Source organism: Pseudoruegeria sp. SK021, assembly GCF_002119405.1.
In the GTDB taxonomy this organism is placed as follows: Bacteria; Pseudomonadota; Alphaproteobacteria; order Rhodobacterales; family Rhodobacteraceae; genus Meridianimarinicoccus.
The window spans coordinates 1-11766 of sequence record NZ_MTBG01000056.1; the positions used below are offsets into that span (position 1 = coordinate 1).

Consider the following 11766-nt stretch of genomic DNA (forward strand, 5'->3'; position numbering starts at 1 on the left):
TCGCTGAAACCGCGCCCGAAGCGCGTCTGGCAAAGGTGCTGACATGATCCATCCTCCCAAACAGGATGAATCACAAAATCAGCTGCGTGGGAATCCTCGCGATTCAGGTTTTTGGCGGGACGCTTTAATCGAACGATGGCGTCGCCATTATGATACGGTCAGATCGCATAGCGCTTTGTGTTGTTGCCCGCCAACGCTAGTAGCATTGTTTCAATAGACCAAAGACTTACCATGAACTATTGTTCAGACTGGACCACCTGGTGGGGATATTCCAGCGTGATCGGCAAATAATCAAAACACTGCAAACCAATTCAGGGGACTTAGCGGTAAAAATGCGCGAACAGAACACAGCATACGCAGCGTTGGATTCAATTCCTGCACAGTTGGCCTCACGTCGATGCTTTAGCATGACACAGCAATCAACGGTCTTGGTATGCTGATCCTGCATCTTTCAGATATTCACTTCAAGAACGGCGAGGCGGGTTCGCCCATGGATCAGGACCACCATGTACGCACCGTTCTGCTGCGTGATCTTCGCCAACAATGCGAAACAATAGGTGCGACACCAGACGTAGTTCTTGTCTCCGGTGACATCGCCTATGCAGGTGATGCTGACGAATACGATTTCGCCCAAAAATGGCTTGAAGAAGTCTGCAAGACGGCTGGGTGCGATACAAGCACTATCATGGTCATTCCCGGCAACCATGACGTTCAGCAAACCATAACGAAAAAACACTTGGTTCAAGCTATTCACAATGACATTAAAGCGACCGCAGATTCGAAGCTTCTGCCAGGGAAGCTCGCCCAGCTTCTCCACGAAGAAGACAGTCGTGATTGGTTGTATCGGTCAATTGAGAACTACAATGATTTTGCAACACAGTATTTTTGCGATCTACTGCCTCCCGACAGAACAACAGTCGAACGGCGCTTTGAGCTGAACGACGGATCGACCCTTTGCATCACCGGTCTGAACTCCGCGTTCGTCTCAAGTCAGAACGATAAGGAAAGATCGCTCTATGTTGACCCATCCGCGCAGAGGATAACCCATGAGGATGGGGTGACGCATGTAGTGATGTGCCACCACCCGTACAATTGGCTGGCGAATGGCCAACAACTTGAAGACCATTTAAACGTGGTTTCAAAAATCCAGATATTCGGCCACGAGCATACCAATCGTGTAGTATTGGGCCGCGACTGGATTAGAGTCGCTGCAAGCGCAGCGCATCCCGACAGGCGAGAGGATGGCTGGGAGCCGGGTTACAATCTTCTGGAGCTATCAGTTGATACTGAAGGCAACAGCCGTACCCTCGACATTAAGGCTCATATCAGAGTCTGGCAAAATCGACCGACGCAATTTGTCGCTAAAATGGACGGAGCTGCTGATCATTTCAGTCAATCGATTGCCTTGGAGGCCTGGACCGCTCCCCAAGCGCCACCAAAAAGCGATCACGTGGCTGAGGCTTCGGCGGTGCCGGACGGAACGGTGATTGAGGAGGACGCCTCCATGACTTCGTTACGCACACTCAGCATCCGATACTTCAAACTCACTTTCAGCAAGAAGCTAGAGATTGCGGGCAGCCTCGAACTTTTCGAAGAGGCCGACACCAAACTGCCCGACCACGAACGATTCCGTCGGGTCTTGCTCCGCGCTCGGGAACGCAATCTACTCGATGAGCTCAAGGCCGCAATTGATGCAGCCACTCCTGTAAAACTACCGGAACAAGAACAATGAGGGCAGACATGCAACAACTCAAACTTGCAGATTGCTACGGACATGCGGGTCTTTCGCCTGACGCCGCAAACATACCGCTACGCATCGAACCATTTAAGACGATTGCGGCGAATCTAACGCGGCCACAGATCATGGACGCTGTGCGCGCGTATTTTGGTCTGCCAATGCGGCACGATACAGGGTGGCTCTCAGGCCCTATTTCGGAGGCCGATGAAGCCTTTTCGATGGTTACCAACAAAAATGAAATAGCCATTTTGGCCATGGCCCTTATTGCTCACCAGATACGAGAGGAACACGATCAGTTTACAGCACTGGTGTTCCTTGTCGCAAATGCCTTCGGACACCGCAAAGCAGGGGTCTATCCTCAGTTTGTCGAGATCATTAAAGCTGCGGCGAGTGATCTGACAACATCCACACGTCGCGAACTCGATATGAAACAGATCCGCGTAAAGGCGTTAAGCAAAGAGTTGGGCGGCTCTGAGGTAGACTTGGTCCCACAGAATGACTTCCCGGCCATCAACCGCGTTTTAAAAAAGGTCAATATCGATAGCCACGAGATGGTCAAACATCTTGCTCAGCAAATGAACACGGCGCTTAGCCCGATGGGGTCAGAGGTCGTCAGACTGCGTGAAGAAACGGACATGTTGTGGTGGCTGGTTGGTGGAGAGAGTCGCCTTGTTGACGAGTCATACGCTGACATGAAACCAGGGCGAGCAGCATTTCTGATCGGAGCAGAGCTTGCCGAGCTGTCCCGTACACACCTCGGTCCAAAAGCAGGGACGTTTCTCATGAACAAGGCGCTCCGCGAGGGTCGAACTGACAAGCCGTCGAAAATCAAGATCGAAGCTATTCCCACACTGTTTACCCTTGAAGAATTATCGTACGTCGCTCCCGACAGCACGATCACCGATGTTCGAGATTTATGCAGCGTAGGCAACGCGATTTCCCGGGCAAGCGAAGTTGGCTCCCAAACCGCGTGGAAAAAAATGTATGGCGATGATGGAAGCCTGTCAGAAACAGCTGCCTTTTCGCCGTGTGAGCTCGCCAATCAGAGTTTCCGCGAATTCCTTCTCCTGAACGCGCTTTCAAGCTGAGCGGGGGGAAAGACGTATTGGAAGATCAAATTTGCAGCAATCCTGACTGCCAAATTGGTGAGAATGGCTCCTGTTTGCAGGGTCATAACCCAGTGGAGTCGTGTCCGAACTTCGGGAAACCGGCTGTGGAAGCTCGTCCGGCCGATAGCACTGAAATGGATGAGGTCCCTATTTCGGAGGAGACTAAGTATGCCAAGGTACGTCTGCCGAGCGGAGAAACTTTCACGCAAGAAGACGTGAATGTGCATTTGCTCAAACGACCGGCTCAAATGGTTGCGATCGTAGGTGACACCTCCAGTGGAAAATCAACTCTCATCTGTTCAATTTATGATCGATTTCACCGAGGTCCATTTGCTGACCGTGTCTTTGCGGGTAGTGGTACATTGACAGCGTTTGAGGAAGTTGGTCACTACGCGAAAGCAAGTTCAGGGATGGATCGTCCAGATACACCTCGCACGTCACTTTCCCAGGGTCTTCAGTTTTTTCACCTTGCGACATCGCCTGCAAATGAGCCGACACAGACGGCCGACCTCTTTCTGTCCGATCGTGCCGGAGAAAGCTACAGGGAAGGCCTCGACACGCCCGCACATTTGTATGACCTACAAGAGCTTAGACTCGCAAGAACCGTCGCAGTGTTGATTGATGGTGCCCGCCTTATACGACCGGAAGAACAGCATGAGGTCCTCGACACTGCCCGCCAGTTGGTGCGTGCCATGGTGGATTCAGGGACGCTTTCGACAGCACAGCACCTCCAATTCATCCTGACCAAACGGGACGACATCGAAAGAGCAGGTGACGTAGAACAGACCGTCGCGCGTGTTCAAGCAACAGTCGAGCGGATTGCTCAGGATTTTGGTAACCGTCTGGCGTCTGTGACACTTTTCGAGATCGCAGCGCGCGATCCGCAAAGCCAGTTTGAACAAGCACATGGTTGTGACGTTCTACTTCAGTCTTGGCTCAGCGCGAAAGAGCCGGACCCAGTTCGCGTCCCGCCGATCGAAGCAATCTATACAAGGTTCGATCTTCTCGCAGAGAATCGGAAATTCGGAGCGCTCTCATGAGCCAAAAACAGCACGTTATCCTTGGATACCCGGACTCTGGAAAAACAACCTTTTTGGCTGCCCTTTGGCACATCCTAGATGCTGGCAGTGCTTCATCGATCGTTCTCGATAAGATTTCCGGTGACGTACGATACTTAAATGAAATCAAGCGAATCTGGTTGAAGTGCGAGCAAGTTCCGCGAACGCTCACCTCAAGTGAGGAACTGGTTGAAATGCATGTTCGCGATGCAACGACCAGCAACAGGTCCGTACTTCGGCTGCCCGATTTCTCAGGTGAGACGTTCCTGTCACTGATTGCCGATCGCGAGTGTGAAGAGGATTTTGTGTCGATCCTCCAGGACTCGGACGGCATTCTGTTCTTCGTCAACGCGGATCGCGCTAACGATGCGTTATTTGTGACTGACTTCGACTTCCCAGATGAAGGTTCTGAACCGGAGCAATACATAGCCGCCGAACGAGACGAGACTGCCGAAGCTGATAGAGTGGTAGATTTTGATCCGCGCAGAATGCCCGAGCAGACCCGGATCATTGATATCTTACAGATCTTACAGGCACCGGTTCTCCAGAAAGGACGCCGTAGGCTCGTTATTGCGATCTCGGCATGGGACGTGGTCGCAGCTGACGAAGTTGAACCGTCAGAGTGGCTTGCGCGTGAGATGCCTATGTTGGCGCAATATCTCGCAACCAATTCAGAATTATACGATGTTTGCCACTGCGGGATATCTGCGCAAGGAGGGTCATTCGAAGGAGAGGCACGAAATCAGCTCCTCGCTGTCGATCCCGCTAACCGGGTGCAGTGTCGCTGGGACGAAAAAACTACGAATGACATTACACTTCCATTGACTTGGCTGAACGACGATGACGCGTAGTGCATCATCTAACCAGCAATCTCTGCGGATCGAACAGTTGCTTTTTGGATACGACCGCGGCCACACGTTGTTGGCAAGCAGCGAGACTTCGTCGAAGAAACTCGCGGCATCCCTCTTAACAGACACAGACTGGGACCCGCGTATTGAAACCGGTACGGAGTGCTATTTGTCCGGCCGCCCTGTTGCGGGTGAAAAACGCTATGCCCTAATGAAAACATGGCGTGCACCAGAGATGCCGCGTCCTGGTTGCGTATGGACCCACGTTCTTCTTTTGGACGACGCCGACCTATCTCGTATTACCCAGCTAAATAGTATCCTTGCAATGTTCCAGAAGCCAAAGGAGGTTGGAGAATATCGCGAGTTTTCAAAGCATATAGAACTGAGCCTTTCGGCGGGTTCGCACGATATGCAATCAATCAACCCAGAAACTATTTTTGATTTGGTTGTACGCACGTATTCTGAGGCAGATAAACGATTGGTGCTGCGACCTTCGAAAGACATGGAAGCAGCCATGCTTGCTTTGTGGTCCCAACAGTGGCCTGCATTGCGACGCCAGTTTTCATTTCGGCTCGCTCCGCTTACTGGGCAAAAACTGCGTTCGAAATCTAACTTCGATATCGAGTTTGCGCCTCCGAAATCTAAGGAAGCAAAAGACTTCGAACCAGTAGATAATGCGATCATTTCCAAAATTACCAATGACGTAGCCGAAATGTTTCCCACTCATTTTCGGCGATTTCTGTGGCGCTATGGCGCTGATGCCGGCAGCAAAAAAGAAGATTTAGTCAAGCTTGCGCAGCTGTACGAACTCCTTTTCTCAAATGAGAGCAGCGCCTTGGACACTGATCAAACTCTGTCAAGAATTGTGCACTGGTATCCGTCGCAAGAGGCGGCTGGACTTCTCAAGCGAGAAATCATGCAACCTGCTGCTGCTGAGTTTTCCGTATTGCCCGACCTCGATCAGTTTGAAGTACTACAAGCTATAGCCAGTATGCCAAATTCGAACGCGCTTCCTGATCCAGAGCCAGTGGAACAGTCGACGGTGCAGACCTGGATCACGGATCATCCTACCGAGTTGGCCGCTTTGCTGTCGAAGGAAGCAAGTCGCAAAGGACCCTTTGCGGAGAGCCTGTTTGATGGAATTACACCCAAAAAGAACGCCGACTTTCTTTGGGATCTTCTTGAAAATTCAGAAACTGCGTTCTTGCGAGCATCCGGTCGTTCAATAGAGCATCTTGCGGATAGTCGCGTAGACACCCTCAGCGATGAGGCTCTGCTGTCATTGCTTCAAGAGAGTCGGGCGAAAAAGCCGTCGATTGCGAAGCTTGTTCAATTCATTATCGGCCGAAATCACTCCGGTCTTGTCGAATTGGTAGCTGATTGTGCTCCAGAGGCAGTTACTGCATCCGTGATTGATGGCGTTTCGGCCTCACGATCGAAAGCGTTACCGGACATCGGGGAAATTTGGACCGAGTACGTTAAGAACCGACCAGAGTGGATCATCCATTATGCAAAAAATGCAGCAAAGAGACGGTCGCAACTACTCGCCTGCCGCTACCTTCTCAATGCTGACAAGCGCCACGTGCCGACCGCTGTTTGGGCTGAGCGCTTAGAGGAAACCAAAGACGACCTCTCGAGCTCTACCGCATTGGAATTTCAAGTTTTCTTGCTCGTTCAGGCCTTTCACGAACCTTCCGATGGCTCTCAAGTTCTAGTACGCGACTCTTTCGATGCAGTTTACGAGGCGCTTTCAAATCGAAATTTGGCGTGGCGCACCGAGAACTACCTGACCGATTATCTGCCGAGTATCGGCTGGTACAGTAACTGGGACAAATGCTTAAGACTTCAGATAGCGATTGTCGCACTTTGGAAAGGGTTAGGTCTGCCGAAACGCACATTGCAGGAGATGACAAGAAGCGAGCGCTTGAAGGAAGAACTGTACGCCTTGTGGTAGCATCAGCTAGCTACCGGCAGCGCCGAGGGAGTTTGTACGCTGTAAATTCAATCAATGTCTGCTTCAGGGAAGCCTGTTGGAGGTTGCATGAAAGGCAGCTTGTCTCGCGTTGAGTGAATTCGCAGATCAGTGAGTTTTTCGCGTGCAGCGAATGTCTCCTACTTCGGGCCGCGCTGCAGCATGAAAGATGGACGCTGGATGTCTCCTTTGGTGAAGGTTTTCTGATGCGGGTCGCGGCGTGACGGAGCAGTTTGTCGCGACTACGACCCGCGTTGGAAAACCTTCACCGGAGCCGCCGTTGGCCAAGTTTGTCCATGCCGCATTGCAGCTTCGCCAGACCGGCCGTTCGTGCGGGGCGCAGCGAACTTCATGACCAGACGTCCGGAGTGCGGACATTCGGTAAGTGTCCGGTTGAGCCGCGGTTTCAGGCCCTTTCGGGCTGCCAGTTCCACGGCATGAGTTCGTCGATGCGATTGATCTTGTGATCAGGCAGGCGCTGGAGGACCCATGTGAGCCACGCTTCGGGGTCGACGTCGTTCATCTTGGCGGTCTCGATAAGCGTGTAGGCGATGGCGGCTGCCTTTCCGCCGCCGATTGACCCCATGAACAGATAATTTTTCCTTCCAAGGGCAATAGCTGCATCGGGTCCGCTCGGCTGTAGGGCACCTATGCAATAGGTCTATTTGAAATTCCGCAAGAAGGGCTTTTCGGTGACAAAGGCTCTGTTGCGCAAATCCTGCTTGGGATTCACCACGTGAATCCAATATGGTAGCTGATGCGCATGAGCATACCCGCAAAGACGACCTACAAGACGACGAACTGGCATGACTACAACCTCGCGCTGAAACAGCGTGGATCGCTGACCGTCTGGTTCGATCCGGATATGGTGTGGGAGGCGGCACCCTCCGGGAAACGTGGACGTCAACAGACCTATAGCGATGGTGCGATACAAGCCTGCCTCACACTAAAAGTCCTCTTTGGCATGGCGCTTCGACAGACGACCGGGTTTGTCGCTAGCCTGCTGAACCTCGCCGGGCTCGACTGGTCTGTGCCCGATTTCAGCACGCTGAGCCGCCGGCAAAAGACCCTGGACGTTGCGATCCCCTATCGCGGGTCGAAGGGATCTCTGCATCTTTTGATTGATGCCACCGGGATCAAGGTCGAAGGTGAAGGCGAATGGCATAGACGCAAGCACGGTGGCTCGAAACGACGGGTTTGGCGTAAAGTCCATCTCGGGATCGATGAAGAAACACTGGAAATCCGAGCTGTCGAAGTGACCACGAGCAATGTCGGCGATGCACCCATGCTGCCCGATCTTCTGGGCCAGATCGACCCGCACCAAGAAATTGCCACCGTCACCGCCGACGAGGCCTATGACACACGCAAATGCCACAATGCCATCGCTGATCGCGGCGCAGCCGCCATCATACCGCCTCGCCGTAATGCTGTGCCCTGGAAGCCGACAACCGCCGGAGCAAGGGCCCGCAATGAAGCGCTCCGGGCGTCCAAATATCTCGGTCGATCGCTTTGGCGGCTGTGGACCAAATACCACCGACGAAGTCGCGCAGAGACAAAGATGAACTGTGTGAAGGGGCTCGGTCAGAGCCTCATGGCCCGCAATTTTGACTGCCAGGTAGCCGAGGTTCAGATCCGAGCGGCCGTGCTGAACCGGTTCACGGCCCTCGGCATACCAGTCACGAAAGCCGTGGGATAAGTGTGTCTGGGGAAAGGGGCACTGCGGACCATTTCAAATTTGTGCAACAGCGCCGATTTTTGGATAAATGAACCGCAGCCGACAATTCTTTGAGGGCTATCTACTTTCCTTGTCAGCATATTTCTGTCGAGACCATGCCTCAATTATCGGTTCTAGTATCAACTGATGAGCAAGCAATTCGGTTTCCCATCCGTGCCAATCGGTGTCGCCAGCGAACGCAACGCAGCCCTCCCCAAAATCTGAGTGTGATCTTAGCGCAGCTGCTACAATTTTCCTGTCGGCAAGATCGTGCACTACTGGTTCCAGTGAGGCAGGTAAAATGCCATCACCGTTTACATCGTAATCTACAAATACGTCGTCCACAGCCGCTGTGCTCCATTTGTGCATAACAACCTGTATTCCATAATCATTGTAGCCCAATTTGTTGCCGTATTCGGAATATATCCTTCCGTCGATATCTAATACTAATCGAGAGTCGCATTGTTGGAAATCAGATAACCATCGCCAAACTTGCATACGAAGCTCTGGATCTGGTGGGGTTGCATCAATATCTGCGGGATCGAGCGGATCTGCAGCGCTTGCGGCGATCAATACATTTGTATCTATGACATAACGCGATCTCATCAATTGGATGCCTTTTTCCGTTCAAACATAAGGCGGGCTTGTTCGCGCGTTTCGCCCATCGCATCCCCAAAAAATCCCTCTGGCCAATTCTTGACGCGCCCAAACTGGTCAATATCTAGCGTCAGGAGACTCGCTACGGGGCCATCGCGTTTGACAAAATACATAGCTGTTTCTTCAAGTACCTCCTCATCTTTGGCAATCAACGTTTGCATTCGCCGGAATAAGTGTTCCGAATGCGTTTCCACTATGAACTGTACGTTTCGGCTTCGACTTACCTCTAAGAACAGTTCGGCCAAAGTTGCTTGAGCTAAAGGGTGAAGGTGTATTTCTGGCTCTTCTAGTATGATTGTGCCTCCATCAGGTGCGAAAAAAGAAGCGACCAAAACTGGTAGCACTTGCGAAACCCCAATGCCCACATCCCGCAAATTACACGCGATACCGTCGCGATGAACAATAAGTTCGTACCTATTCGAGCGACCTTGCTGCTTTACCTCAAGTTTTTCGGCCAGTTTCATGCGCGACAACCAGCGCGAAACTTGGTCAACCACTCGATTTTGTTCTTCGCCCCTTAACAATGAGCTTGCAAGTAAGGCGTCAATTGCCCCCCGACCATCGCTTCCCAAGTTCCCTGGCTTTCCTCTATTCCAAGGATAATCCCGCTGTGGCTTTCGGCGAAGCGGCCCAAGATAGGTGATATCTTCTAGCTCACGCCTTATAGCGAGACTGATATCCTCAACAAGCGGTCCATCTAAATCTAAGAATGCAATTGCTTCCGCAGAAAATGCGATCGACCTTTCTGGGGCATATAGCCGGCTTTGGCCTCTCGGTTTCAACTCTTTGTCAACGTCGATCGCAAATGCGCCTTTATCTCGACGCCTAACTCCAAACCTCCGATCATTGAATCGGAGATCCATCGCTTGAGTGGTTATACTTCGAGATGATGTCTGACTATAAATACTTCTGAAACTGCCATCTTGGATGCGATCGGTAACGGGGCGTCTAAATTCAAAGCCAATTCCGAATTGCCGCTTGTCGGTTTTCGACTTGTGAAGGACATCCTCAAAGTCTCCGAATTCAAAAAGATCGTTAATCTCGTCACCTCCTAAATTCAGGTGGATTGTGCGATCTGGGGATTGTACGGTCTGCTTGAGCAACAATAGACTTTGGATTAACGATGATTTACCAGATGAGTTGGTCCCTAGCAACATTGTGACAGGCTTAAGGGCTATAGAACCGGTCTTTCTCCATGCCTTAAAGTTTAATAAACTTAATTGAGTGAACATCGTTTCTAATTCCTCTATATCTGGACTGCACAGCGTTCGAAACAATCAGGGAACCTCTCGACTGTACATTTTCTTTTAGTAATGCCTCATTTTCGATTTTTCTAGGTGTATGAGTGCTTGCGCAATCATATGCAAGATTAACCGACTTGCTGTCACATCGCAGGACGGGATATACGCTGACGTATGATGAAATATGGACGCACCTTTCACCTCCCAACTTCGCCAGGGACGACTAGCGACGATAAGATCATGACATCATTAAACGGCCTGATGGTGGATGACCTTCTTGTCACTGAAAAGATGGATGGTGAGAACACAACAATTCACTGCTCTGGGACTCATGCTCGCAGTCCGGATAGTCGCTATCACCCCTCGCGCAACTGGATAAAACGATTTGCGGCAAATATTTCCCCATTTCTTGCGGAGAACGAACGCATAGTTGGGGAAAACCTCTTCGCTCGACATTCTATTGCTTATGATGCGCTGCCCTCCTACTTTTTGGGATTTGCATGGGTTGTTGACGGCGAAGTTCGACCTTGGGACCTTACTTTGAGCCGCTTCAAATCACTGGGAATAACTCCTGTGCCGACCCTGTACCGTGGTCCCTTTAAGAACGGTCTTTTCGAAGATCTGGCGTCCGAACTGGATACGTCCAAGCATGAAGGTTTCGTTGTTCGGGTTGCCGGTGCGTATTGCGAGGCTGATATGCAGACATATATGGGTAAGTATGTGAGGAAAGGGCATGTACAAAGCGATAAACATTGGATGCATGCAGATCTTATCCGTAACAGTTTGGCTCCTAGATAAAATTCCACTTCCCGGCCCGTTTTCTTTGAAGGAGTGGCTGCTTTGCTTCAGGAGAAGGTGTTTAATTGCATCTACAGCGAATGGCCGCATCTGCCTGCTCTGTCGATGGAGCATGTCAGCTTTGGGCTGGGAGCGGTCATTAGACGGTTTTCGCACGAGCGGCAGCTTCGGGCCGTTCGCTGCGGTCGACACCAAGCGGCGCGAACTGGACATTCTCTCGGGTTCGCAAAAGGTTAAGGGGCTTTTAAGCCCGAGAATCGAGCGCGCTGCGTCCGAGTCTCAATAACAAGATCCGTGCTGTCTAAGTAAGCCCTGCGTATGGGTGACTTAGTCAGGGCTACGCCTAAAGGGCGACCATCTTCAGTAAAAACCCTGATCCCCTTGTTCTCGATGAGCAGCAGCAGCCCTTCGCTGATCAGAAAGTCACATTTTACAGGACAGTCTTCGAGAGCCACGAGCTTGTCGTTGTCCAGCACATACAATCGGCTGAAGGTCTTAAGGTAGTGAACCGCGCCAGGTTTGCCGGAGGCTCCAACTCATGAGTAGGATGGAGCATCATGAACAAAACAACGAACAAATATTCACCTGAAGTGCGCGAACGTGCCGTGCGGATGGTTTTGGATGGCGCAGG

Annotated in this window: 9 protein-coding genes and 1 pseudogene; 7 read left to right on the forward strand and 3 right to left on the reverse strand. The window is 51.5% G+C overall.

Annotated elements, in window-relative coordinates; all coding sequences use genetic code 11:
* The first annotated feature begins 433 nt into the window (after positions 1–433).
* From BV911_RS17535 to BV911_RS17555, 5 genes are read left to right on the forward strand one after another with little or no spacing between them, the layout of a single operon-like run.
* Positions 434–1732: a metallophosphoesterase gene (locus tag BV911_RS17535; protein ID WP_086054880.1), complete on the forward strand. Its 1299-nt coding sequence runs from the start codon at positions 434–436 to the stop codon at positions 1730–1732.
* A gap of 8 nt (positions 1733–1740) precedes the next feature.
* On the forward strand, positions 1741–2826 hold the full coding sequence (locus BV911_RS17540; RefSeq protein WP_139840138.1) for a GTPase-associated system all-helical protein GASH: 1086 nt from the start codon (positions 1741–1743) through the stop codon (positions 2824–2826).
* A 17-nt stretch (positions 2827–2843) separates the two neighbouring features.
* Positions 2844–3887: a hypothetical protein gene (locus tag BV911_RS19300; RefSeq protein ID WP_139840139.1), complete on the forward strand. Its 1044-nt coding sequence runs from the start codon at positions 2844–2846 to the stop codon at positions 3885–3887.
* Positions 3884–4756 carry a hypothetical protein gene (locus tag BV911_RS17550; protein ID WP_086054883.1) on the forward strand — a complete coding sequence of 291 codons (873 nt, stop codon included), beginning with the start codon at positions 3884–3886 and terminating at the stop codon, positions 4754–4756. The genes BV911_RS19300 and BV911_RS17550 overlap by 4 nt, the downstream gene beginning before the upstream one ends.
* The gene (locus tag BV911_RS17555; RefSeq protein WP_086054884.1) at positions 4746–6707 is read left to right on the forward strand and encodes a hypothetical protein; all 1962 of its coding nucleotides are present in this window, start codon (positions 4746–4748) and stop codon (positions 6705–6707) included. The genes BV911_RS17550 and BV911_RS17555 overlap by 11 nt, the downstream gene beginning before the upstream one ends.
* Before the next feature lie 424 nt (positions 6708–7131).
* On the opposite strand, the pseudogene BV911_RS17560 reads toward BV911_RS17555, so the two are convergent.
* Positions 7132–7344, reverse strand: a pseudogene (locus tag BV911_RS17560) (transposase domain-containing protein); the annotation flags it as partial.
* A 144-nt stretch (positions 7345–7488) separates the two neighbouring features.
* Here BV911_RS17560 and BV911_RS17565 point away from each other — a divergent pair.
* Positions 7489–8421, forward strand: coding sequence for an IS5 family transposase (locus BV911_RS17565; RefSeq protein ID WP_086054885.1), 933 nt, complete (start codon positions 7489–7491; stop codon positions 8419–8421).
* 96 nt (positions 8422–8517) lie between these two features.
* Here the strand turns inward: BV911_RS17565 and BV911_RS17570 are convergent, their stop codons facing one another.
* A complete protein-coding gene (locus BV911_RS17570; RefSeq protein WP_086054886.1) occupies positions 8518–9045 on the reverse strand; it encodes a hypothetical protein in 528 nt (175 codons plus the stop codon).
* Positions 9045–10328, reverse strand: coding sequence for a DUF3696 domain-containing protein (locus tag BV911_RS17575; protein WP_086054887.1), 1284 nt, complete (start codon positions 10326–10328; stop codon positions 9045–9047). The genes BV911_RS17570 and BV911_RS17575 overlap by 1 nt, the downstream gene beginning before the upstream one ends.
* Positions 10329–10511: 183 nt before the next feature.
* Between BV911_RS17575 and BV911_RS17580 the strand changes: the two genes are divergently transcribed.
* A complete protein-coding gene (locus BV911_RS17580; protein WP_086054888.1) occupies positions 10512–11135 on the forward strand; it encodes an RNA ligase family protein in 624 nt (207 codons plus the stop codon).
* The last annotated feature ends 631 nt before the right edge of the window (positions 11136–11766 follow it).

Bases quoted from the DNA above. Each gene is read 5' to 3' on its own strand.
- BV911_RS17580 (WP_086054888.1), top strand. From the start codon at position 10,512: ATGATGAAATATGGACGCACCTTTCACCTCCCAACTTCGCCAGGGACG.
- BV911_RS17535 (WP_086054880.1), top strand. From the start codon at position 434: ATGCTGATCCTGCATCTTTCAGATATTCACTTCAAGAACGGCGAGGCG.
- BV911_RS17555 (WP_086054884.1), top strand. From the start codon at position 4,746: ATGACGCGTAGTGCATCATCTAACCAGCAATCTCTGCGGATCGAACAG.
- BV911_RS17570 (WP_086054886.1), bottom strand. From the start codon at position 9,045: ATGAGATCGCGTTATGTCATAGATACAAATGTATTGATCGCCGCAAGC.
- BV911_RS17540 (WP_139840138.1), top strand. From the start codon at position 1,741: ATGCAACAACTCAAACTTGCAGATTGCTACGGACATGCGGGTCTTTCG.
- BV911_RS17565 (WP_086054885.1), top strand. From the start codon at position 7,489: ATGAGCATACCCGCAAAGACGACCTACAAGACGACGAACTGGCATGAC.
- BV911_RS17575 (WP_086054887.1), bottom strand. From the start codon at position 10,328: ATGTTCACTCAATTAAGTTTATTAAACTTTAAGGCATGGAGAAAGACC.
- BV911_RS17550 (WP_086054883.1), top strand. From the start codon at position 3,884: ATGAGCCAAAAACAGCACGTTATCCTTGGATACCCGGACTCTGGAAAA.